Annotated in this window: 20 protein-coding genes; 15 read left to right on the top strand and 5 right to left on the bottom strand. The window is 58.7% G+C overall.

Annotated features, from left to right (window positions below; translation table 11 throughout):
- The first annotated feature begins 11 nt into the window (after positions 1 to 11).
- Positions 12 to 1,319, top strand: a complete 1,308-nt coding sequence (locus DSM14862_RS06525) for an HlyC/CorC family transporter (RefSeq protein WP_040701516.1) — start codon at positions 12 to 14, stop codon at positions 1,317 to 1,319.
- Between the two features lie 7 nt (positions 1,320 to 1,326).
- Here the strand turns inward: DSM14862_RS06525 and DSM14862_RS06520 are convergent, their stop codons facing one another.
- A complete protein-coding gene (locus DSM14862_RS06520; protein WP_007120403.1) occupies positions 1,327 to 2,637 on the bottom strand; it encodes a DUF2254 domain-containing protein in 1,311 nt (436 codons plus the stop codon).
- Positions 2,638 to 2,780: 143 nt separating this feature from the next.
- Between DSM14862_RS06520 and DSM14862_RS06515 the strand changes: the two genes are divergently transcribed.
- Positions 2,781 to 3,383 carry a nucleotidyltransferase family protein gene (locus tag DSM14862_RS06515; protein WP_007120402.1) on the top strand — a complete coding sequence of 201 codons (603 nt, stop codon included), beginning with the start codon at positions 2,781 to 2,783 and terminating at the stop codon, positions 3,381 to 3,383.
- Between the two features lie 230 nt (positions 3,384 to 3,613).
- On the opposite strand, the gene DSM14862_RS06510 is transcribed toward DSM14862_RS06515, so the two are convergent.
- Positions 3,614 to 6,529, bottom strand: a complete 2,916-nt coding sequence (locus DSM14862_RS06510; RefSeq protein ID WP_007120401.1) for a Hint domain-containing protein — start codon at positions 6,527 to 6,529, stop codon at positions 3,614 to 3,616.
- Positions 6,530 to 7,834: 1,305 nt separating this feature from the next.
- Between DSM14862_RS06510 and DSM14862_RS06505 the strand changes: the two genes are divergently transcribed.
- The 10 genes from DSM14862_RS06505 (at position 7,835) to DSM14862_RS06460 (ending at position 17,456) form a co-directional block, all read left to right on the top strand.
- Positions 7,835 to 8,197, top strand: coding sequence for a DUF1127 domain-containing protein (locus DSM14862_RS06505; protein WP_007120400.1), 363 nt, complete (start codon positions 7,835 to 7,837; stop codon positions 8,195 to 8,197).
- A 302-nt stretch (positions 8,198 to 8,499) separates the two neighbouring features.
- Positions 8,500 to 9,468: an ABC transporter substrate-binding protein gene (locus DSM14862_RS06500; protein WP_007120399.1), complete on the top strand. Its 969-nt coding sequence runs from the start codon at positions 8,500 to 8,502 to the stop codon at positions 9,466 to 9,468.
- A 249-nt stretch (positions 9,469 to 9,717) separates the two neighbouring features.
- Complete coding sequence (locus DSM14862_RS06495; RefSeq protein WP_007120398.1) at positions 9,718 to 10,743, top strand: ABC transporter permease; 1,026 nt, start codon at positions 9,718 to 9,720, stop codon at positions 10,741 to 10,743.
- Positions 10,744 to 10,751: 8 nt separating this feature from the next.
- The gene (locus DSM14862_RS06490) at positions 10,752 to 11,798 is read left to right on the top strand and encodes a quaternary amine ABC transporter ATP-binding protein (protein ID WP_007120397.1); all 1,047 of its coding nucleotides are present in this window, start codon (positions 10,752 to 10,754) and stop codon (positions 11,796 to 11,798) included.
- 241 nt (positions 11,799 to 12,039) lie between these two features.
- Positions 12,040 to 12,915, top strand: a complete 876-nt coding sequence (locus DSM14862_RS06485; protein ID WP_007120396.1) for an STAS domain-containing protein — start codon at positions 12,040 to 12,042, stop codon at positions 12,913 to 12,915.
- A gap of 1 nt (position 12,916) precedes the next feature.
- Positions 12,917 to 13,270 (top strand): STAS domain-containing protein, encoded by a 354-nt coding sequence (locus DSM14862_RS06480; RefSeq protein WP_007120395.1) that lies wholly within the window; start codon positions 12,917 to 12,919, stop codon positions 13,268 to 13,270.
- The gene (locus tag DSM14862_RS06475; RefSeq protein WP_007120394.1) at positions 13,242 to 13,682 is read left to right on the top strand and encodes an ATP-binding protein; all 441 of its coding nucleotides are present in this window, start codon (positions 13,242 to 13,244) and stop codon (positions 13,680 to 13,682) included. The genes DSM14862_RS06480 and DSM14862_RS06475 overlap by 29 nt, the downstream gene beginning before the upstream one ends.
- Positions 13,679 to 14,686 (top strand): ATP-binding protein, encoded by a 1,008-nt coding sequence (locus tag DSM14862_RS06470; protein WP_007120393.1) that lies wholly within the window; start codon positions 13,679 to 13,681, stop codon positions 14,684 to 14,686. Before DSM14862_RS06475 ends, DSM14862_RS06470 begins: the two co-directional genes overlap by 4 nt.
- Positions 14,686 to 15,822 carry a sensor histidine kinase gene (locus tag DSM14862_RS06465; protein ID WP_007120392.1) on the top strand — a complete coding sequence of 379 codons (1,137 nt, stop codon included), beginning with the start codon at positions 14,686 to 14,688 and terminating at the stop codon, positions 15,820 to 15,822. Before DSM14862_RS06470 ends, DSM14862_RS06465 begins: the two co-directional genes overlap by 1 nt.
- Positions 15,823 to 16,016: 194 nt before the next feature.
- Entirely contained in the window at positions 16,017 to 17,456 is a 1,440-nt protein-coding gene (locus DSM14862_RS06460) for an aldehyde dehydrogenase family protein (protein WP_007120391.1), read from the top strand.
- A gap of 146 nt (positions 17,457 to 17,602) precedes the next feature.
- Here the strand turns inward: DSM14862_RS06460 and DSM14862_RS06455 are convergent, their stop codons facing one another.
- Positions 17,603 to 18,175 (bottom strand): TetR/AcrR family transcriptional regulator, encoded by a 573-nt coding sequence (locus DSM14862_RS06455; protein WP_007120390.1) that lies wholly within the window; start codon positions 18,173 to 18,175, stop codon positions 17,603 to 17,605.
- A gap of 99 nt (positions 18,176 to 18,274) precedes the next feature.
- Between DSM14862_RS06455 and DSM14862_RS06450 the strand changes: the two genes are divergently transcribed.
- On the top strand, positions 18,275 to 18,841 hold the full coding sequence (locus tag DSM14862_RS06450) for a carboxymuconolactone decarboxylase family protein (protein WP_007120389.1): 567 nt from the start codon (positions 18,275 to 18,277) through the stop codon (positions 18,839 to 18,841).
- A 155-nt stretch (positions 18,842 to 18,996) separates the two neighbouring features.
- Positions 18,997 to 19,443 (top strand): hypothetical protein, encoded by a 447-nt coding sequence (locus DSM14862_RS06445; RefSeq protein WP_007120388.1) that lies wholly within the window; start codon positions 18,997 to 18,999, stop codon positions 19,441 to 19,443.
- Positions 19,444 to 19,490: 47 nt separating this feature from the next.
- On the opposite strand, the gene DSM14862_RS06440 is transcribed toward DSM14862_RS06445, so the two are convergent.
- Positions 19,491 to 20,036, bottom strand: a complete 546-nt coding sequence (locus DSM14862_RS06440) for a YaeQ family protein (RefSeq protein ID WP_007120387.1) — start codon at positions 20,034 to 20,036, stop codon at positions 19,491 to 19,493.
- 400 nt (positions 20,037 to 20,436) lie between these two features.
- On the opposite strand from DSM14862_RS06440, the gene DSM14862_RS06435 reads away from it, so the two are divergent.
- Positions 20,437 to 21,024: a HutD/Ves family protein gene (locus tag DSM14862_RS06435; protein ID WP_007120386.1), complete on the top strand. Its 588-nt coding sequence runs from the start codon at positions 20,437 to 20,439 to the stop codon at positions 21,022 to 21,024.
- Here the strand turns inward: DSM14862_RS06435 and DSM14862_RS06430 are convergent.
- Positions 20,985 to 22,343, bottom strand: a complete 1,359-nt coding sequence (locus DSM14862_RS06430) for a formimidoylglutamate deiminase (protein WP_007120385.1) — start codon at positions 22,341 to 22,343, stop codon at positions 20,985 to 20,987. The two genes, DSM14862_RS06435 and DSM14862_RS06430, sit on opposite strands and share 40 nt — an antisense overlap.
- Between the last annotated feature and the right edge of the window lies 1 nt (position 22,344).

The following is a 22,344-nucleotide window of genomic DNA, read 5'->3' as shown; positions in this document are numbered from 1 at the left end:
AAATAGACCTCATGGAAACGGGCCCCGCCCTTTTTGACACCGCTTTCTGGATCAGTACCGGAATTATCCTTTTTCTGCTCGTCTTGTCGGGCTTTTTCTCGGGCTCCGAAACGGCGCTGACCGCGGCCTCGCGTGGCAAACTGCGCGCACAGGCCGACAAAGGGTCGCGCGGCGCCACACGGGCGCTCAAGATCACCGAGGATAACGAGCGGCTGATCGGATCGGTTCTTTTGGGCAATAACTTGGTCAACATCCTCGCCGCGTCTATGGCAACGGCGCTGTTCACCCGCATTTTCGGGGAAAGCGGCGTGGCCTTGGCAACGCTGGTGATGACGCTTTTGGTGCTCGTCTTTTCCGAAGTGCTGCCCAAGACCTATGCCATCACCAATGCCGAGACAGCCGCCGCACTTGTGTCGCGCCCCATCAGCGTCGTGGTGCTGCTGTTCTCGCCGATGGTCACAGCGGTGCGCTATTTCGTGCGCGGTGTGCTGCGGCTGTTTGGGGTGCAGATTGACCCTGATAGCAACATCCTTGCCGTGCGCGAAGAGATCGCCGGTGCGCTACAGCTAGGCCATTCCGAGGGGGTTGTCGAAAAAGAAGACCGCGACCGGATCTTGGGCGCGCTGGATCTGCGTGAGCGCGCAGTCGAAGAAGTCATGCTGCACCGTTCTGGCATTGAGATGATCGACGCGGCGTCTGATCCAACCGACATCATGGAAAAATGCCTCCAATCGAACCACACGCGTCTGCCCGTATTCCGCGATGATCCCGAAAACATCATCGGTGTGATCCACGCCAAAGACCTGTTGCGCGCCATGTACAAACTGATCGGCGGCCCCAATGGCGACGCGGGCGCGCTGAAAGGGTTCAACGTGGCCGACGTGGTGATGAAACCCTATTTCGTGCCCGAAACCTCGACGCTGGACGAGCAGATGCGCCAATTCCTGCGCCGCCGCACACATTTTGCGCTGGTGGTGGATGAATATGGATCATTGCAGGGTCTGATCACGCTCGAAGACATTCTGGAAGAGATCGTCGGTGAGATTACGGATGAATTCGACCCCGATGCGGATCACCCTTTGAAGCAATCCGAAGACGGCCATCTGATGGTCGAGGGCGCGATGACAATCCGCGACCTGAACCGCGCCACCGATTGGTCGCTGCCCGATGATGAGGCCAATACTGTCGCCGGGCTGGTGATCCATGAGGCGCAGATGATCCCCACCGTGGGGCAGGTGTTCTCCTTCCACGGCTTCCGTTTTGAGGTCATGGACCGGGACGGCAACCGCATCACCCAGTTGAAGATCCGCCCGCTTTAAGCGCCGCTTATTCCGGGGTCTCCACTGCCTCGCGCACTTCTTTGCGCGCGGCGGACCAAATGCGCGCCCGGTCCGGACCAAAGGGCACGTCTTCAAATGCGCGGCGCAGGTGGTTCTCTGCCGCGGCACGCGCTGAGGCGGCCAGACCGGGGTCAGGGTGTTGCATCAATCCGGCCAGCACCTCCTGCAAGGCCATCTGCACTTCGACCACCGAACTGCCATCACGGGCCAGCGCACCAAATCCGTCTTCAATCAACGCATCAGAGGAAATCGGCGCGATGTGCAGGTTTGGCAAATTGACCTTGCCGCCGGGCTTTGCCTCATCCGAGTAATAGGACAGGATCCGCCCGATGCGGGTGATTACGTCGATCGCCGTCCCGCCGTCGTTGATCCCCGGAGACAGCGCCTTAGACGCAACCTCTCCCAACACCCGCAGGCCAAAGCGCGGGTCTTGGTCAAAGGTACGCAAATCGCCCAGTTGCACGGTGTCAAAAACCTTTTGCTCAAGACTGTCCCAATCGTGGTCTTCGTCCTGCGGCGTGCCACAGCGTCTTACCTGCACAAGCGGTTCTCCGACAAATATGAAGTCACCAATGCGCCGGGTAAGATAAATCTCAACCCCATGATCCTGTGCCTGCTGGTCCAACGCTTCGGGGTAGATATGTTTTAGATAGCCGCTTTCGGGTGCAAAGATCGGGCGCGCGTCATCCGGCGCGGGGCCGGTCAGCGGGTGGCCGCCCATACAGGGCGTTTTCAACCGCTCTTTGAACAGCGACGTGGTCACGCTTTCGATCTGGCGAGTGGTGTCGATCAGGCTGCCAAAGCTTTGCAGATGCAGCACCCAGCGGATCAGAAAGATCACGATAATCGCCAGCACCATCACTGTCGTTAGGAACAGCACGAAAGAGCGTTCGTCGACATAGACGCCCAGCTCGCGCATGATGATCGCCACCAGCGCATAGACATAGGCACCGATGAACACCGCCAGCGTATTCTGCGTGGTCCGGTCTTGGATGATCAACCGATGCGCACGGGGTGTGAACTGCGCCGAGGTCGAGCGGTAGACGGTGACCATAATGGTGATGGAAAAGATCGTAACGGCCAACATCGCATCCGCGATGATCTGCAGCAATCGGTCCGCCGCTTCGCCGGTTAGGCGCGTGGCGACCTCCTTGGGGACCAATGGTTCAAAAAGCTGCGTCAGGCCAAGGGCGACAAAGGCCAACAGCCCCATGATGACGACCCGCACCCATAGCTTGCGGGAATATTCACGGGCCTTGCGAAACAGGGTATGCGGGATCAGTTCTTTGATGTTCATGGCCCAAGGGTAGCACGAAAAAGCGCCGTGCCAACGGCAGCTTAGCGGGAATTTTGCGTCTTGGGGCCGGTTCTTTTCTCTTTCGTAATGCACCGGTCCAGAAGGGTCTTATCCCCGCGCGCTTCGCCGGTTAGTCTGACTGTATGACACCAAGCCCCCTGCCCGTGATCCTTCTTGCTGCCGGTGCCTCAACCCGGATGCGAGGGCGTGACAAATTGATGGAAGACGTGGGCGGCCAGCCCCTGCTGCGACATCAAGCGCGCATGACGCAGAGCATCGGCCCCGTCACCGTCGCTCTGCCGCCCGCACCGCACCCGCGCTACACAGCGATCAGTGGGCTGGACGTTACCGCCCTTCCCGTGCCGGATGCCGCAGAGGGCATGGGCGCTAGCCTGCGCCGCGCTTTTGCGGCGCTGCCTCGGGGCACGGCGGCGGCGATGGTCATGTTGGCCGATATGCCAGAGTTGGAAGCCAGCGACCTTGCCAGCCTTGCCGCCTCGGTTGACTTGAACAGCGATACTTTGATCTGGCGCGCAGCGACGGAGGACGGCACGCCGGGGCATCCGATCATTTTCGCTGCGGCCCTGTTTGATCAGCTGAGGCAGCTTAGCGGCGATGATGGTGGCCGTGCGGTGGTACGTGGCGCGGCAAGCCGGATGCAACTGGTGCCCCTGTCCGGCCAGCGCGCGCGGCTGGACCTCGACACGCCCGAAGACTGGGCCGCATGGCGAGAGCAGCAGAGATAGCGAGCGCGCACCTTTCAACCGGCGCGGCTGAACCTTGACACGCCCGAGGATCGGGCCGCGCGGCGGGTGCAGCAGAGATCGCAGAACACACATCGGCCAATGGGCGGGCCTGAACCTCTGCTGCACCTCTGGGCCACGTAGTGCAATCGCTCAAATCAGCCGCGCACAAAAGAAAACGGGGCGGTCACCCGCCCCGTTTCTAAGCTGCATCGCTTCCCGCCCCCGCGGGTTTATTTTACCAGCAGGCTGGCTTCGTGCTTTTTCAGCGAACGCCGAGCGGCGGCATAGCCTTCGATACCGTCCTGTGTCGCAAGCTCGGGGAAGAGCTCGAGAATCTCGTTGCGCTGCTCTTCACCGATACCGGCCAGTGACATGTCACCAGGCTGGAAGCTTTCGGTCCATGTGCCATCCGACAGGATCACCTCATGGCGGTCGAACATCACGTGGATGTAGGTGGTGCCAGAGACTTCGACCACGTCGATGCCGTCCATGCCAGTCAGGTGTTTCGCCGCGACCAGAACTTCACGCTCTTCAAAGTAGAGCGCCGTCTTCTCGTTGGCGACCAACACGCGGTGGTTGGGGCTGACCATCATGTCACGCTCTGGCAGTGCATTGCCAAGCGCGCCTTTGCGGATCAGCACCGGCTTGAGATGGGCGGCCATTTCGAACTCGGCCCCGGTCATCTCACGTGCGCCGACCCAGCGGATTGTCTGGATGCCGTTGTCGCGGGTGATGACCCGGTCACCAACCTGAAGCTCCTCGACACGGATCTCGCCTTTTGGCGTGGCGATCTTGGTGCCCGGTGTGAAACAGGGGATGATGACATTCTCGATCTCGACAAAGTTCAGACGCCCGGCATCGCTGCCATCTTCGTTGAAATAGTCAACAAAACCGTCTTCGCGGTCGTCAGAGGTATAGGTAACTTCGAGGCGGCCGCCCTCGGGCGCAGAGCCGCGCAGGTCAAGCGTGTCATAGTCTACGCCCGCACTGCCACCGTCGACATCATCGCCCGCATTCACATTGACGAAGGTATCCTGATCGGCACCGCCGTCCATGATATCAACACCAGCACCACCGTCGAGCAGATCATCGCCTTGGCCGCCTTGCAGCGTATCGTCGCCCTCGCCGCCCATCAGCGTGTCGTTCTCGCCGCCACCGTCGAGCACATCGTCGCCCGCGCCGCCTTCGAGATAGTCGTCATCACGGTTGCCGCGCAGGGTGTCGTCGCCGGTGCCGCCATAGAGCATGTCGTCGCCCTGACCGCCGGAGATGCTGTCGTCGCCTTGACCGCCAAGCAGTGTGTCGTTGCCGGTGTTGCCTTCGATGATGTCATCGTCGATCTGACCGTCGATGTAATCGTTGCCCGATCCACCGCGCAGCATGTCGGCGTCATCAGCACCATAGATCACGTCGTCGCCGGATCCACCGTCAACCGTATCCATCCCGTTGTTTGGGACACGGTCGGGGGTGAAGGGGTTCGACGGGTCCATATCGTCGGGGATGTCGAGCACGTCGAGGCCCAGCTCGGGATCGTTGCCCGCATAGATCGTGTCATTGCCAGCGCCGCCGAAGATGCTGTCATTGCCTTCGCCGCCGACGATACGGTCATCGCCGTCGCCGCCATTGACAAAGTCGTCGTCGATGCCTGCGTTGATCACATCATCGCCGGTGCCGCCATAGATGGTGTCGCGGTCGTCGCCGGTGCTGATTGTATCGTTGCCAGCGCCGCCATCGACATAGTCACGGTCGTTTTCGGGATCGGCGTCGGGGTCAAAGCTCAGGCTGTCGCTGTCGCTTTCCGGATAGCCGAGATCGGGTGCGATATCGCCGTTGCCGGTGATGATCATATCGTCACCGTCGCCGCCATAGACTTCGTCAGAACCTGCGCCGCCTTCGACGATGTCATCGCCGTCGCCTGCGAGAATTGTGTCGTCGCCGTCGCCTGCGCGGACATAGTCGTCATCGCCTTCCGCGCCGGGCAGCAGCGCGTCGTCGTTGTCGATCATGTCGCCATCGGGGTCGCCGGTGTAGGCGGTGTCGATCAGGTCTGCGCCTGCTGTGCCATCGACATAGCCATCACGGGTTGCACCGCCGTCACCAACAGAGACAGTCACAACACCTTCGTCAGTCAGACCATCTGGATCGGACACAGTGTAGTTGATCGTCGCATCACCGGTGAAGCCATCGTTGGCGGTGAAAGTGATGGTGCCATCGCCGTTGATGGTCACGGTGCCATCGTCGCTGGAGGCATCCGCAACGCTCAGCGTGTCGCCGTCAACGTCGGTGTCGTTGTCAAGAACCGGGATCACAACTGCATCGGTGCCGGTGGTGCTGGCCGTGTCGTCGTTTGCGACCGGTGCATCGTTCACCGGGTTCACAGTGACATTCACGGTGCCAGTGTCGGTGCCGCCATTGCCGTCATCCACAGTGTAGGTGATTGTGGTGTCGCCGTTGAAATCCGCGTCTGGTGTGAAGGTCAGCGTGCCATCACCGTTGATGACGACCTCTCCGAACGGGCAGCTTGCCATGGTGACGGTCAGCGTGTCGCCATTTGCGTCGCTGTCATTGCCCAGCACGTCAACGGTGCCGGATGTATCTTCGTCGATCTCCAGCATGTCGTCTTCGGCCACGGGCGCATCGTTGCCGCCGCCTTCTGGCTTGCCATCATCAAAGATAAGGTTGTCGATCGCCCCGGAGCCTTCGAAACGCACTTCAAAGCGCGATACACCTTGGACGTTGAACTGCACGAATTGCTCGCCGCCGTCGCCGGTGGGCCCGACAAAGTGGTTGTCGATCACATCGCCATTTTCGTCGTAGAAGATGACACGGGTGCCGTCGCCGCTGGTCTCTTCGATGTCCTTGAAGGTAATGCCCTTCATGCGCACCATGTCATCAAAGTCAAAGAACAGGCTGCCGCCGGTCGCATTATCGTCTGGATCGCTCTGATCGCCATCCTCGGACACGATCAACAGACCTTCAAGCGTGTCGGACGCCAAGTCTTCGTCGCCGCCTGTGGGGTTCGAGCTGTCAAAGATCATCGCCTGACCGGAACCGCCGCTGGCCGAAACCGTGACCCCCATCGCTGCGTATTCGTCGTCAATAATGGTGCCTGCGCTAAACGCGTTGAAATCAAGTGTTCTAATCATTGTGAAGTCTCCTGAGCGGTGTTGCACGCGGCGCGCAACGCGGCCGTCTTGGAAGTGAATGCAGTTTCAATCTGACGAATAGAGCGCCGAACGGCAGAGCGGCTAATTTGGGCATTTCTTGCCACGCAGAAGGCCAGTGGCAGGGCCTGTTGCTTAGGTATCATTTTGTCTCTCCCTCCGTTCACACGCGCCCCGCTGGCTGAAATCCAGATCAGACGGCACGCAGCTTGCTGCAACGAAGGGGAAAAGTCGGCACAAGGCCCATGACCGAGAAGAAGACCTTCCCAGTGACGATGTGTATACGGTCGCAAATTTCGCGGCGTACCCACATTTCCCGCATACTCGATGCGCTCAATGCGGCCGCCCCCGTGACCTACAGACTTCTTATGCCCCCCAGTTGGGCACCTATAGGAATAGCCAAGCTATACGATTGGACAAAGAGAAAAATGTTTGAAACTTGCCGGAACAAAATGGAGTTTTGCCGCAATTCAGGTGGTTTAGCGGGTCTGAAGCCATCCATTGTTTCCCACAGGTTTTCGCACCAAACAGCGGTTCGCCATAGTATTAAGGGAAATTAACAGGGCACAACGGCATCTCTATGAAAGCACTTACCAAAACTGTTTCGCTATAAGAAACAGTTCTGCCGTAAAAACGCCCCAAGCGCGCCGCCTTGTTTTCGTCATTCTTTTCGGTTGCTTGTTCTCAAGCTGGAACCAATGCCGTCAAAACCTGCGTAACTGGTGACGATAGCCTGCATTGAACGCCTTATTCCCGCCGAATCAGTTTGCGCCAGGGACGGGCCTATGCCACGCGCTTAGAATGTGCCGCGCCTCAGCAAGAAGAATACATGTTCAAGTGTATAGACCGCGCTTCCTTTACCCAGCCATGCCACCTCTCGTATCGCGTCCGATACAAATGAGAGACGCTTTGGAGCTTCGGCAGCTTTGTAAAAGACCGCCCAAGCCTGTTCGGATATCTTGAGCCAGTACGCCGCCTACCCCCTCTCAAAACGACCCTTATTCGGTCGCAAACGACACGGTGCAGACGGGGCGCAAACCCCTGCCATAGCGCGCCTTGCGCCCCACCTCTGTGGCAGGTTGTCGCACCCCCGTTTCACCCTATTGCAATAGACGCTTGGGTGAACGAAATGCGCGGCATGTTAATGAATGCTGTTCATAAGAGGCGCCCGCGTAGATCGGGCAATTTGCTGAACCGCCGGTAACCCCGGTCGGACAGGCCGATCCGCCTGCCCGGACCATGGGGGTTCCAACTGACTTTCCGGATCACAGCTAAGATGAGACCCGCATGAGCGACCCGGCCCGGCCTTTTGGCATTGGCCGTCTTGTTTTGCGGATCCCTCGTTCCTCAAACCTTATTCTTATGGAGCATGCCATGCATTTCCGCCTGCTGAAGAACACCAACCAAATCGCCGGTATGCCGGGAACTGCCTTTGCCGGTGGGGCCATGGGTCAAGTGGCCGCCTCGGAAGGTCTGGCCCTTGTTGCCATGCTGCGCCGTGCGCTGCGCGACACCCTGCGCCGTTGGGAGCGTAACCGCACCCTGTCGACCCTGAACGCCATGGACGACCGCCTGTTGCAGGACATCGGCCTGAGCCGCAAAGACATCCCCCAGCATATCCGCGACATGGAAAGTTTTTCCCGCCGTTGATCAGCCCAAATCGCGCCTCTGCTGAAAGCGGTGCGAATGGCCTTATAAATATAGCGCTTCGTTTATAGGTGCTGCATGCTTTTTCACCGCGCCCATCTTGGCGCGGTGCCCCGAACTTGCGCCTTGCGCCCGGCAATCGTGTTGCACATGGGCGACCGACCTGCTTTCTTATCTCCAGCAAACCCGGCCATTTAGAGCTGCCGCGTCCTATGACGTGACTGGCTTTTTCATGATGCAACGGGCTCAAAGATCAGCGGTGCGCGCCTGCGTTGCACTGTGGATGCAATAAAGGAGAAATCACTATGAAACGCTATTTGCTTGGCACGGTTTTCGCCGTCGCGACCCCCATGGCTGCTGCCGCTCAGGACTGCGGCGAAGTCTCGATCGCGGAAATGAACTGGGCCTCGGCACAGATCGTCACCGCCGTCACCGAATTCCTGCTGGTTCAGGGCTACGGCTGCGACGTGACCACTGTGCCGTCTGACACCACGCCCGCCGTGACTTCGCTGTCGGAAAACAACGAGCCGGACATCGTGCCGGAAATGTGGACCAACTCTGCCGGTGATGCCTACAAGAAGCTGAAAGAGAACGGCAAGATCGTTGAGCTGACAAGCGTGCTCGACCCCGGTGGTGTCGAAGGCTGGTGGATCCCCACCTATCTGGCCGAAGCGCATCCTGAGCTGACAACCCTCGACGGCATTCTGGCAAACCCCGAACTGGTCGGTGGCATGTTCAACAACTGCCCCGATGGCTGGGGCTGCCGCTTGGTAAACGACAACCTCGCGCGCGCCTTTGACCTCGAAGGCAACGGCATCGAAGTCTTCAACCACGGCTCGGGCGAGACTTTGTCGACCTCCATGGCTTCGGCCTATGAAAGCGAAGAACCATGGTTCGGCTACTACTGGGGCCCCACCACGCCGCTGGGTAAATTCGACATGACCAGCGTCGACATGGGCGCGTATGACGAAGCCGCGCATACCGCAAACCAGAACGCCGACAATCCCGATCCCAAGCCGTCGGCCTTCCCAACGGCACCGGTTCTGACCGTGATGACCAAGGATTTCCACGACAACAATCCTGAAATCGCGAAATTCATCGGCAACGTCACTTTCAAGACCGACGAGATGAGCAAGCTGCTGGCTTGGCAAGGTGAAAGCAACGCCTCCAACGAGGAAGCGGCTGTTTACTTCTTGCAGAACAACAAAGACGTCTGGGCCGATTGGCTGAGCGACGACGCGCGCGGCAACCTGTCCAAGCTGCTTGAACAGTAAGACCGTATAACAGATTTTCGGGCGGGGACCTTTTTTGAGGTTCCCGCCCGATTGTTTCATAAACGGCGGCAGGACTTACGTCTTTTCACACCCACTGCGCGCGGGCTTAGGCCGCGCTCCGCAGTTTCTTTGCAAGGACATAGGTGTAGATTTGCAGCCTCTCGTGAGAGCAGACTGTTCCGTGCACATCGCATGTTGAACGGCGCTCTCGTTAAGGTAACGGCCTGATCCGGGCCGGGAAAGCGACAGATGGCAACTTACGACAACTTCTTTGACACGCTCGGCCTGCGCGGCTGGTGCGGCGACGACCAGGGCGGTGGGCTCAGCTCCATGGCCGACCTTATGGGGCAAGCAGGCGGCGACGCGGACACGACCCTTTGGGATACGCCCTTCCCTTCGCTTGACGCATTGCACGACAGCTGCGACGCGATCCCCCAATCGCGCGATCTGACCCAAGGGTTGGAGCAAGGGTTTCTTGCGATCAAAGACAGTTTGAAGGTCGTGGTCGATCCGATAACCCAACCGCTAAGCTGGGCCTTAGAAAACGCGCTGTGGATCATGCAAGCGGTGCCGTGGTTCATCATGATCCCGCTCTTGATGCTGATCACCTATGCGGTGGGCCGTTCGCTCAAGCTGGTGGGTCTGGTGGCGCTGGTCTTTGGCTTTCTGGCGTTTATCGACTTTTACGACCACACGATGCAGACGCTGGCGATTATTTTTGTCTGCGCCTTTATCTGTGTGCTTTTGGGCGTGCCCATTGGCATCGCCATGGCGCGCAGTGACCGGGTCCAACGCAGCATGATTCCGGTGCTGGACATGCTTCAAACGCTACCGCCCTTTGTCTATCTGATCCCGCTGATCTTCTTGTTCTCGGTGACTGAGCCGAAACTCTACGGCATCGCGATCATCCTTTACGCCATCGTCCCGGTGGTGCGTCTAACTGACTTGGGCATTCGTCTGGTTGATCAAGACGTGATTGAGGCCGCCGATGCCTTTGGCATGACCAACCGTCAAAAGCTTTTCAAGGTGCAGATCCCACTGGCCCTGCCCAACATCATGGCCGGTGTGAACCAGACCATCATGATGAGCCTCGCCATGGTGGTCATCGCCTCGCTGGTCTCGGCCCCGGGTCTCGGTGTGCTTGTCCTGCGCGGTATCCGGAGCCTTGAGCTGGGCGTCGGTCTTCTGTCGGGTCTGGGGATCGTCCTTCTGGCGATCATCCTTGACCGGGTCACCAAAGCCGCGCTCGCGCGGATCAATGCATCGCAGAAGTGAGACCAGCCATGACAGACGATATCAAAATCTGCGTTCGCAACCTGTATAAGATCTTTGGCGACGACCCGCAGGGCGCGTTGGAGAAGGTGCGCGGCGGCATGAGCAAGACCGATCTTCAGGCTGAAACCGGCCATGTGCTCGGCCTCAATAACATCAACGTGGATATGCCTGCGGGCAAGACCACGGTGATCATGGGGCTGTCGGGGTCGGGCAAATCGACGCTGATCCGGCACCTCAACCGGCTCATTGACCCCACGGCGGGCGAAGTGATCATGAACGGTGAGAACATTCTTGATTATAACGAGCGTCGCCTGCGGGAACTGCGTAAGCACGAAATGTCGATGGTGTTCCAAAAGTTCGCCCTGCTGCCGCACCGGACCGTGCTGGAAAACGCAGGGCTAAGCTGGGAGATCGAAGGCAAAACACGCACGAAATACGCCGCCGAGGCCACCAAGTGGCTCGACCGTGTGGGGCTGGAAGGTCAAGGTGAGCAGTTCCCTGCACAGCTTTCGGGCGGGATGCAGCAACGTGTGGGCATTGCGCGGGCGCTGACCTCGAACTCTGACGTGATGCTGATGGACGAGGCGTTTTCCGCGCTCGATCCATTGATCCGGACCGACATGCAGGACCTGCTGATCGAGTTGCAGGAGGAGTTGCACAAGACGGTAATCTTCATCACCCACGATCTGGATGAAGCGCTGAAACTGGCGGACCATCTGGTGATCCTCAAAGACGGCTTCATCGTTCAACAGGGCGAGCCGCAGCACATCCTGCTGAACCCGAACGACCCCTATATCGAAGCCTTCGTCAGCGACATCAACCGCGCAAGGGTGCTGCGGGTCCGCTCTGTCATGGAGAAGACCGATGTGCCGCCGACCGATGTGGCGGGTGAGGTCGATTACGACGATACGCTGGAATCGATCATCGCCGTGTCAGAGGGCGATACGACAAACAACTACCGCGTCATGCGTGAGGGCCGTCAGGTTGGCGTGCTGCACATGCGTGATCTGGTGCGCGCGCTCGTGCCGCGCCACCCCGGCGAGGCCGCAGAATAACCCGGCTGCTGCCGAAAGGCTGAAAATTACGGGGGGCAGCATCAGGTAAAAACGCCGGTGCTGCCCCTTTTTCAATCGGCTCCGCAGAAAACCCATCGCAAGAGCGCGCGCAATAACAGCAGCTTATCAGCCGCTTCCCTTTGACGAACGGCATGTTGCCGCCGATCAAATGCCTTGCATCCTATTGACACTTTGCCTCACGGTTGGCCTATGGGGCTTGAAATAAACACTGGGGTTCAAGATGCCGCAATCTGCTACGGCGAATATACTGACTGTTCTCGACACCGATTTTAAAGGGATCATCGAGGAGTGGCTGGGAACGCAGGTCAAAGAAGGCGTAAAGCGTTCTGACCTCTTTTCGGACGCCGAAAGCCGGAACCAGAACCGCGAACTGCTCAAAGCCTTCTCGAAAGGTGTGCGCGATGGCGTCACGGGCGAAGATTTCGATTTCGACGACAATCAGTGGGACGATCTGCGCGCCGTTCTGGCCGATGTCAGCCGCGAGCGGGTCAACCGCGGTGTGACCCCGACCGAGATGGCAACGTTCGTTTTGGCGCTGAAAACCCCGCTTTTCAAACGGTTGGAATCGCTGCAGGACGTTGATCAAGGCGTGCTGATCCGCGATGTGATGCTGGTGACCCGTCTGGTCGATGCTTTCGCAATCTATACCAACGAAATCTTCATCGTCGAGCGTGAGCAGATCATTGATCGCCAGCGCCAAGAGATGCTGGAACTGTCGACCCCTGTGGTCGAACTTTGGGACCGCGTCCTGACGCTGCCGCTGATCGGCACGCTGGATTCCGCCCGCGCCCAAGAGGTGATGGAGAATCTGCTTCAGACCATTCTTGAGCGTCAGGCCGAAGTGGTCATCATGGACATCACCGGCGTTGGCACGGTCGATACGCAAGTGGCACAGCACCTCTTGCGCGCCGCTGCAGCCGTGCGTCTGATGGGTGCTGAATGTATCATCAGCGGCATCAGCCCGATGATCGCCCAAACCATGGTGCAGCTTGGCATTGATGTCGGTACTGTTTCCACCCGGTCCAGCATTCGCACCGCCCTGTCGGACGCGCTGCTGACCGTAGGCTACGTGATCAAGAAGACTGAGGATCAATAAGGTGGCTGGTGTCACGCCGATCAATCTTGTCGAACATGCGCTCCTCGTTTCGATACAGGATGACATCACGGACACCGAGATCTTGGAGCTTCAAGACCGGTTGTCGACCAAAATATCCGAGAACCGCATTGACGGGGTGATCCTTGATATCTCAGCGCTTGAGATCGTGGACACTTTTGTAGGACGTGTGATCGCGCAGCTGGCGGGGATATCTCGCCTGCTGGCAGCAGATACCTATGTTGTCGGCATGCGCCCCACCGTGGCGGTCACGCTGGTCGAGCTTGGCATGTATCTGCCAGAGATCCGCACCGCGTTAAGCCTGACACATGCCCTTGCCCAGCTACGACGCGTTTGACGAAAGGGACCTTGGGGCGCAGGTTCTTCTCTCTCAGTTCAAGTTAAATACCAGCGGCGACGCGGTGACAGTGCGCCAAGCCGTTGCGCGCTACATGAAAGAACACGGTGCCTCGGCGCTGACTGTGACACGTTTTGCAACCGCAGTTAGTGAAATCGCGCGCAATGCGATCGTTCATGCTGGCGGGGGCGAATTTTCAATCTATGTCGATCCGGGGCGCAAGCAGCTAAGCGTGGTCTGTTGGGACAAGGGTCCGGGGATCGAAGACATAGAATTGGCACTGAGCGATGGATATACTTCGGGCGGCGGGCTTGGCCGTGGCTTGGGGGGTGCAAAGCGGCTGGCCAAGAAATTTGAAATCCGCACCGCCGTCGGCGGGGGCACCAGCGTGTTGATGAGTGTAAATCTATGAGACAATGGGTCGAAGTACAGGATCAAAGCGCCATCGCCGTGGTCCGCCGTGCGGCGCGCAGTCTGGCTGCACGGCACGATTGGCCTAAGCTCAGGATCGATGAACTGGCCATCGTTGCCACTGAGGCCACGACCAATATCCTGCGCTACGCCGAACAGGGTCGGGTTTTGATCGACGCCCCGGCAGAGGGCAAGGGCGACGTAATCTTGATGATCTTTACCGATCGCGGCCCCGGCATTAGCGATATGGATCACATGTTCCAAGACGGCATGAGCAGCGGCGATTCCGCCGGGCTGGGCCTTGGGGCAATCCGCCGCCTGTCGAGCGCTTTTGATATCTTTAGCGGGCCTGAGGTTGGCACCACCATCGTGTGCAGCTTTGCCAAGGACGCCCCCCGCCCGACCCACGGGGTTGAGGCCGTGGCCCTGCGGGTTTGCCACCCAAACGAAGATCAATGCGGCGACGACTATCTGCTGCGGCAGACGCCGAATGCCACTGACATCTTGCTTTGCGACGGGTTGGGCCACGGCCCCGAAGCCGCGGCCGCCTCGCTTGAAGTGACAGATGCCGTGTCGCAGTCGCGCAGCTTTAACAGCGAACCCGGCGCGGTCATGTATGAGGTAACCGAACAGCTAATTGGCAAGCGCGGCGCAGTTGCGGCCCTTGTGCATATCGCCCATCCGCAGATGGAGCTGCGCTATGCCGCCTTGGGCAATATCGCGACCCTGCGGGTACGTGACGGAGAGATCAAACGCCTGCCCGTTCGCGACGGGCGCATCGGCGCACGCGCCACCCGCGGCTATGAAGAGAGCTTTGATCTTGTGCCGAATGATCTGCTCATCCTGCACAGCGATGGCTTAAAAACCCTGCGCGACAGCTATTTGCCTCAAGGCCTGCTTTGGAAATCCCCGCTTTTAATTGCTGGTTTCCTGCTCGACCGGGCCTTCCGCGGGCGTGATGATGCCTCTATCGCGGTGATCCGCATTGCGCGAGATGCTGACTGATGAAAGCCACAAACCTTGCCTCAGTGAACCTCGAACAGGGCAGCGATATTGCGGCGCTGCGCCAGATTGCGCTGACCTTGACCGAAGCGATGCGCTTTACGTCTTTTGAGCGCACACGCACCGTGACCGCCGCTGTGGAATTGGGGCGTAATGCGATTGAGCATGGCCAGAAAGGCCGGGCGCGGTTTTCACTGACCGAGGTTAACGGCAAGCCCGCCCTTGGGCTGACGGTGATCGATCAGGGGCGCGGGATCGAGAAGGAAAAGCTCGATCCGTCGCGCGATATCGTGTCTGAGACGGGCTTGGGTCTGGGTCTGCGCGGCGTGCAACGTATCGCGGCGCGCTTTGATGTGGACTCTGGCCAAGAGGGCACCCGCGTCCATGCGGAGTTCTTGCTGCCAGAGCCGCAAGGCGCGGTAGAGCAAATCAAAGCGGACGCTTTGGCAGCCTTAGAGGCCTACAACGCCAAAGACCCCACCGCCGCGCTGACCGAGCAGAACCGCGAGCTGAGCGAAGGCATCGCCGACCGCGACCTTCTGATGCAAGAGCTCCACCACCGCACTGGCAACAACCTTGCGCTGATCGTGGCGCTGATCCGGATGAGCAAGACCCAAGCCAAGGCGGATGAGACGCGCCAAGTGCTGCGCGAGCTGGAAACCCGTGTCGGCTCACTCTCCAAAGCGCATGAGTTGATGCAACGCGCCACCGATAGCACCGACCTTGATCTGGCGGATATGTTGGATGAGGTCACCAAAAACGCCGAACGCGCCTTTACCGGAGAGCGCCAGAGCATCAGCATCAAGCTGATCTGTCCCAGCCTCAAGATGGACAACAAACTGGCAGTCGATATCGGGCTCATCGTTGGGGAGCTGATCACCAACGCCTATAAACACGCCTTTAAAGGGCGCGACAAAGGTGTGATCACTATTGAGGTCAGCCAAATGGATGGCGAAGGGCTGACGCTTAAGGTCTATGATGACGGGGTTGGCCTGCCCGACGATGCCAAACGGCCCGAACGGTCAGACTCGCTGGGTTGGCGGATGATCCGCACGCTGACCTTCCAGCATGAAGCGACCCTAAAGGTCGAAGGCCAAGACGGGTTCTGCGTTGAGATTAAGTTCCCGGCGCAGGATTAATCCACCCACGCCCCGTGGTTGCTCCCGTGGTTTCTCCCGTGGTTTTTCACCGCCGGACCTGTCTTTTTGATCAAAAACAACCTCTGAACTTTTCCAGCCCGCAAAATTGTCCTAGGCATATCGGGAGCCGGCGATTCCCGGACACATCTAGGCGGCAGCCGAGACGCCCGCCTGGCCAATAACGGAGACAGAGCATGATCGAAAAACGTGATTTTTATATCAACGGCAAATGGGTCGCACCCCTTGAGGGCAGCGAACATAAGGTCATCAACCCTTCGACCGAAGAGCCCTGCACCGTGATTTCGCTCGGCGGGGCCAAGGACGTGGACGCCGCCGTTGCCGCTGCCAAGGCCGCCCTACCCGGCTGGATGGCCACCGCCCCCGAAGAGCGCATCGCGCTGATGGAGAAACTGGCCGAGGTCTATAAGTCCCGGACCGAGGATATGGCCCAAGCGATCAGCACCGAGATGGGCGCACCCATCGATCTGGCGCGCAGTTCGCAATGGGGTGCAGGTTATAGCCACCTGAAGAACTTCATCAAAGCCGCCAAAGATTTCAAATTCGTGAAGCCGCTGGGTGATCACGCGCCAAACGACCGGATCATCCATGAAGCGGTTGGTGTTGTGGCGATGATCACGCCTTGGAACTGGCCGATGAACCAAGTGATGCTGAAAGTGGGCGCTGCCGTCGCCGCTGGCTGCACCATGGTGCTGAAACCGTCCGAGGAAAGCCCGCTGAGCGCCGTGGTTTTCGCCGAGATGATGGATGAGGCAGGCTTCCCCGCCGGTGTTTTCAACCTTGTGAACGGCGATGGCATGACCGTTGGCACCGCGCTAACCGGCCATGAGGACGTGGATATGGTGAGCTTCACCGGCTCCACCCGCGCGGGCATTGCGATTTCCAAGAACGCGGCGGATACGCTGAAAAAGGTCCATCTGGAGCTTGGTGGCAAAGGCGCGAACCTTGTCTTTGCTGATGCCGACGACAAGGCCGTGAAGCGCGGCGTGCTGCATATGATGAACAACACTGGCCAAAGCTGTAACGCGCCAAGCCGGATGATCGTCGAAGCCAGCGTCTATGACCAAGCGGTTGAGACCGCCGCCGAAGTCGCCAATAAGGTCGAAGTTGGCCCCGCCAGCGAAGAAGGCCGCCACATCGGCCCGGTCGTGAACGAAGCACAATGGGGCAAGATCCAAGACCTGATCCAAAAAGGCATCGACGAAGGCGCGCGCCTTGTCGCCGGTGGCACCGGACGGCCTGAGCATCTGAACCGCGGCTTTTATGTCAAACCCACGGTCTTTGCGGATGTGACCCCCGACATGACCATCGCGCGCGAAGAAATCTTTGGCCCGGTCCTGTCGATCATGAAGTTCGAGGACGAAGACCAAGCCGTCGAGATGGCCAATGACACGGTCTACGGCCTGACGAACTACGTCCAATCAACCGACGGCGCGCGGCGCAACCGTCTGGCGGCCAAGCTGCGGTCGGGCATGGTTGAGATGAACGGCGAAAGCCGTGGCGCAGGGGCGCCCTTTGGCGGCATGAAGCGCTCGGGCAACGGGCGCGAAGGTGGCGTCTGGGGCATCGAGGACTTCTGCGAAGTCAAAGCCGTTTCAGGCTGGTCTAACGATTGATCGCTTTTTAGCGTGACATGATGCGGCAGGGCTATTTGCGTGGCCCTGCCGTTTTTCTTTGCAGCGTTCGTATTTGGCGCGCTGTGCAGCCCACGGCCCAGAGGGGTCGGCCACTGGTTTCTAGCCAATCGCTGTCGCGCACTTAATTAGAGCCGCGATAGCCCCTCTGCGATTTCGCGCGCAATGGCATGGGCGTCGATCCCCTCGCGCTCTGCCGACACTCGCAGGCCCAACAGATCGCTTTGATAGCGCCGCGCGAGCGACTTAGGATCATGCGCCGATGAAATTTCGCCCTTATCTTGCAGCTGCGCGAAAAGTGCTGCGAATTGCTCCTCCATCCCCATAAGGTGCGCGCTGGCCCGTTTTGCCAGTGGGTGCCCATGAGCCTGAAGTTCCAGCAAAGTCTTGGACAGCATACAGGCTTTGGCCGGAGCTTCCTCTCGGCAGATGGCAAGTCCGGGATAGCGTTTAAGCGCCTCCATCGCACCGTGTGCCTCTACCAATTCTGCAAGCCGCCCGGCCCCATCCTCGGCATATTTATCCAAGGCAATCTCAAACAGCGCCTCTTTGGAGCCGAAAGCCGCGTAAAAACTGCCGGGCTTCATCTTCAACACTGCTTCGAGGTCTTTCAGCGACGTGCCCGCCCATCCCTGCCGCCAAAACAGATCGCGCGCGCGGGCGATGAGTTCATTTCGGTCGTGGTTCGGCTTGCGGGGCATGAGATCACCAGATGTTGAACGATCGCTCAAATATATACTTGAGTGATCGCTCAAGAAACCCTAATTAACACCTATCAACGAATTACAAAGGCAAATCACATGACATTCCCTTCCCACGACCAAGACACCGCGCCCGAAGCTTCAAAGCCGCTGCTGGCTGAATCGCAAAAAGCCTTTGGCCGCCTCCCCGGTCTTCATAAGGTGCTGGCCGAAAGCCCGCAGGCCTATGAAGGGTATCAGGTACTGCACAAGCTTTTCACTGAAACCGATTTCGATGCCGAAGAGCTGACCGTTGTTTGGCAGTCGATCAATGTCGAAAACGAATGCCACTACTGCGTGCCTGCGCACACCGGCATCGCCAAGATGATGAAAGTCTCAGACGAGATCAGCGACGCGCTGCGCAATGAAACCGCGCTGCCGACGCCAAAACTCGAAGCATTGCGGACCTTTACCGTGAAAATGGTGCGCAGCCGCGGCAATGTGACCGAAGCCGAGATGAAGACGTTCTTTGACGCAGGTTACAGCCACCGTGCGGTGCTGGATGTGATCCTGGGCATGGCACAGAAAACCATCTCGAATTACGTTAACCACGTGGCCGAAACCCCCGTGGACGAAGTGTTCCAACCGTTGGCATGGAGCCGCGGCGACAACAAGCTCGACGTATAAAACCAAAGGCGCGCCCGTCTGCGGCGCGCCTTTTTCGCAATTGCGCGGGCGTAAACGCCCATTCTCCCCTTCCATGGCCGACAGATATCTGCCCCCAAAGCCTGATCGGCGGCTGGGGTCCAAATGTGCTGTCTTTTTTCAAGAGAACCGCCCCCATGCCCCTTACTCAGACGCTTCGCACCCTCGCACTGGCAGGGCTTGCCGGTGAAATCGCCTTTGAGCTTTACGCTTGGCTGCTTTCCCCCCTCCTCTTTGGCGTAGCGCTCGCTCCGGCGAACCTTTTCGTTGCGCTTGGCAACCTCATCGGAGTCACCCTGCCCTATTGGCTTGGGTTCGCGTTGCATATTTCCATTGGGATCGCAGGCTTTTCCGCAACTGTCTGGCTGATGCACCGTGTGACGCGGCTGGGGCTCGTGCTGTCGGGGGCGCTGTCGGGCCTTGCGCTTTGGTTCATTGCGCAGGGGCTGCTGGCGCCGCTGATCGGGCGCAGCTTTATGATGGGGTTTGGCGCCTACACGCAGTCATCCTTTGTCGGGCATGTCGGGATGGCGATGGTGATCGGCTATGTCATCGCGGTGCTGCAACGCAGGCAAGAGATATAGGTTATACGCGGCAGGTGGAGTGCCCCCTGCCGCGCCCGTCGCCTGTATCAGGCGGCCGTTTTCCATCTGTCGAGCGTCAGGGAGACCAGCGCGTCTTCCAAGTTGACCGTCACCTCACCGTCTTGAATCATCACCTGAAGCTTCATCGCGCGGCCTGCAAGTTCGGCCAGCGCCTTTGTTTCACCTTCGGGCAGGTTCACCACTGCGAGGTTGTCAAAGCGGGTGGTGCTGTTTTTGATCTTATCCCACCAGACCTCAGCCGTTCTGCCGCCATAGGGGTAGACCAGAACCTTGGCCGCTTTGTTGCAGGACTGGCGTAAGATTTTTTCGCTGGGCAGGCCCAGGGTCACCCAAACGTCCAACTCGCCACTTAGGCTTTTTTGCCAGATGTCCGGTTCATCATCCGTGGACAGCCCCTTGGTCATTTCCAAATGCTCATGCGCGTTCAGGGCAAAGGCGACAAGGCGCACCATCAACCGCTCATCGGTTTCCGAAGGGTGTTTCGCGATGGTCAGTTTATGGGTCTCGTAATAGTGGCGGTCCATGTCAGAGACCGACAGCTCAACTTTGTAGATGGTGGCATTTTGCGCCATGATATGTCTCGATTTTACAGGGTTAAGCGCTGCCTACGCCCTCGGGCCGCCCGTGGAAAGCGGATAGAGCATACCGCCCTGCTGAGAAGGTAAAATCGCGCACGCCTTAAGGCCGGGTGTGGAAGGTGTTGCCGCCTTTCGGCGTCGTTAGTTTAGGAGACATCTGCCTAGCCCTCCGAAGGCAATGCAACGTTAATCGCCGATTTTCAAAGCAATAGCAGCAGCACCCGCCAAGTCCTGTAAAATTCGAGCAGTTTTCCAGTAGCAACAGCGACGGCAGCACGGGTTCTCATCGGGATGGGAACCTGTTTATGTATATACTTATTATTATTTTGCGCATCAAACACAGGCCAGATAAGCATTGATCAAAGATCGCATGCCAAGAGGGAGTAAATATTCCATGCAGGTTGTGAAATGTACCGAACTGACAGATCTCCCCTGGAAGAACGGTGGTGGGATCACCCGGAATATCGCCAAGGGGCGGACAACAGATCAGGTGGCTTGGACCATCAGCCGTGCCGATGTAGCGCAGGATGGACCGTTTTCGGACTTTGCAGGAATGATACGAATTCTAACTGTAGTTTCGGGTGGCAAAATGGCATTGATAACCCCCGAAAAGCCACTGGAAGCGACACTTTGGACCCCTATCCGCTTTGATGGTGGCTTGCCGGTTTCAGCGCAGTTGACCGACGGCCCGTTGACCGATCTGAATCTGATGTTCAACCCCACGCTCTGCGACGGTCAGGTTAAGGTACTGCGCGGCCCCATGGAAAAAATCATCTCCAGTCCTGCCCAAGGGCTGCGCGCCCTTCATGTGCTGGCGGGCACCCCGCGCATTAATGAAATTCCGCTGGCCATTGGCGACACCGCTTTTGCTGACGATGCTGATCAGACGTTATCAATGGCCAGCACCGACGCCGCTTTGGAAATTCGCCTGACCTATCTAGATCAGACCGAGGCCATTAAGCTTTGCAGTGCCGCCCGATAGTTTGCGATAATTTCATCGCGTTTGATGTGTCGCCCGTCCCGTACCGCATGGCGTCCTGCGGACCAAACATCAGTTACAACATCATCTTTCGCGGCAAACACCAGACCGTCCAATAGCTGGTCTTGGCGGAGGGCACATAAAGAGGGTGCTGTGCTGTCAATCGCCACCAGATCCGCCAGCACGCCCACGGCGATTTCGCCTGCGCCGCGCCCCAGTGCCTGCGCTCCACCCTTGGCCGCGCCGGTGTAAATTGTATCGCCAACAGAACCCTCGCCAACAACCATAACATTGCGCGCAATGTCGCGCAGGCGTTGTGAGTATTCGAGGGTGCGCAATTCTTCGGTTAGAGAGATCAGCACGTTGGAATCCGATCCGACCCCAAACGCGCCCCCCGCAGTCAAGTAGGCGGGGCCATTGAACGGCCCGTCCCCCAAATTTGCTTCTGTGATGGGGCAAAGGCCCGCGACGGCACCGGATTTTGCCACGCCTCGTGTTTCATCCGCGGTCATGTGGGTCGCATGGATCAGGCACCAGTCCAAATTGATATCTGCGTTTTCCAGAAGCCATTCAACCGGCCTTGCGCCCAACCAGCTTTCTATGTCGGCAACTTCTTTGGGTTGCTCGGCGATGTGAATATGGATGGGGCCTTGGGTGTTGTGGGCGAGAACGGCCCTTAAATCATCCGGCGACGTCGCCCGGAGTGAATGGGGCGCAATCCCGACGCCGCAGTCATCGGGCAAATGCCCAACATGCTGACGCGCCCGCGTGACCAATTCATTGAACTGATCGACCGTATTGCCAAATCGTGCCTGCCCCGGTTGCAGCGCGGCCTGCCCGGCCCCGCCGTACGTATACAATACAGGAAGGTGGGTCAGGCCGATCCCCGTCGCAGAGGCCGCCGCTGCGATCCGCCCCGACAATTCGCCAAGATCATCATAGGGTGTTCCGTCCGGCTGATGATGCAGATAGTGGAATTCGCCAACGCTGGCATATCCTGCTTCTTGCATCTCAAGAAACACAAATGCAGCAATCGCTTCGACATGTTCCGGCGTGAGATGGCTGGTAAACCGATACATCAGATCGCGCCATGTCCAAAAGCTGTCTTTGCCCGCCATACGGTACTCGGTCATGCCCGCCATGGCCCGCTGAAAACTGTGGCTGTGCAGGTTCGCAACTGACGGCAGCAACGTATCAACACAGATATCAGACGCCTGCGCAGCCTGTTCAGACGCAATGGTGGTGATCCGCCCGTCAATGACAGTAAGGCGGACGTTCTGGGCCCATCCGGTTGCGAGCTTGGCTTGCTTGGCGAAAATCACT

Origin of the sequence: Sulfitobacter indolifex (genome assembly GCF_022788655.1) — a bacterium.
Classification (GTDB): Bacteria; Pseudomonadota; Alphaproteobacteria; order Rhodobacterales; family Rhodobacteraceae; genus Sulfitobacter; species Sulfitobacter indolifex.
This window is presented reverse-complemented; position numbering and strand designations above follow the sequence as displayed.

Bases quoted from the DNA above. Each gene is read 5' to 3' on its own strand.
- DSM14862_RS06455 (WP_007120390.1), bottom strand. From the start codon at position 18,175: ATGCCCCGCAAGCCGAACCACGACCGAAATGAACTCATCGCCCGCGCG.
- DSM14862_RS06460 (WP_007120391.1), top strand. From the start codon at position 16,017: ATGATCGAAAAACGTGATTTTTATATCAACGGCAAATGGGTCGCACCC.
- DSM14862_RS06465 (WP_007120392.1), top strand. From the start codon at position 14,686: ATGAAAGCCACAAACCTTGCCTCAGTGAACCTCGAACAGGGCAGCGAT.
- DSM14862_RS06475 (WP_007120394.1), top strand. From the start codon at position 13,242: ATGCCCTTGCCCAGCTACGACGCGTTTGACGAAAGGGACCTTGGGGCG.
- DSM14862_RS06450 (WP_007120389.1), top strand. From the start codon at position 18,275: ATGACATTCCCTTCCCACGACCAAGACACCGCGCCCGAAGCTTCAAAG.
- DSM14862_RS06435 (WP_007120386.1), top strand. From the start codon at position 20,437: ATGCAGGTTGTGAAATGTACCGAACTGACAGATCTCCCCTGGAAGAAC.
- DSM14862_RS06485 (WP_007120396.1), top strand. From the start codon at position 12,040: ATGCCGCAATCTGCTACGGCGAATATACTGACTGTTCTCGACACCGAT.
- DSM14862_RS06505 (WP_007120400.1), top strand. From the start codon at position 7,835: ATGAGCGACCCGGCCCGGCCTTTTGGCATTGGCCGTCTTGTTTTGCGG.
- DSM14862_RS06520 (WP_007120403.1), bottom strand. From the start codon at position 2,637: ATGAACATCAAAGAACTGATCCCGCATACCCTGTTTCGCAAGGCCCGT.
- DSM14862_RS06440 (WP_007120387.1), bottom strand. From the start codon at position 20,036: ATGGCGCAAAATGCCACCATCTACAAAGTTGAGCTGTCGGTCTCTGAC.
- DSM14862_RS06515 (WP_007120402.1), top strand. From the start codon at position 2,781: ATGACACCAAGCCCCCTGCCCGTGATCCTTCTTGCTGCCGGTGCCTCA.
- DSM14862_RS06490 (WP_007120397.1), top strand. From the start codon at position 10,752: ATGACAGACGATATCAAAATCTGCGTTCGCAACCTGTATAAGATCTTT.
- DSM14862_RS06525 (WP_040701516.1), top strand. From the start codon at position 12: ATGGAAACGGGCCCCGCCCTTTTTGACACCGCTTTCTGGATCAGTACC.
- DSM14862_RS06470 (WP_007120393.1), top strand. From the start codon at position 13,679: ATGAGACAATGGGTCGAAGTACAGGATCAAAGCGCCATCGCCGTGGTC.
- DSM14862_RS06495 (WP_007120398.1), top strand. From the start codon at position 9,718: ATGGCAACTTACGACAACTTCTTTGACACGCTCGGCCTGCGCGGCTGG.
- DSM14862_RS06445 (WP_007120388.1), top strand. From the start codon at position 18,997: ATGCCCCTTACTCAGACGCTTCGCACCCTCGCACTGGCAGGGCTTGCC.
- DSM14862_RS06510 (WP_007120401.1), bottom strand. From the start codon at position 6,529: ATGATTAGAACACTTGATTTCAACGCGTTTAGCGCAGGCACCATTATT.
- DSM14862_RS06500 (WP_007120399.1), top strand. From the start codon at position 8,500: ATGAAACGCTATTTGCTTGGCACGGTTTTCGCCGTCGCGACCCCCATG.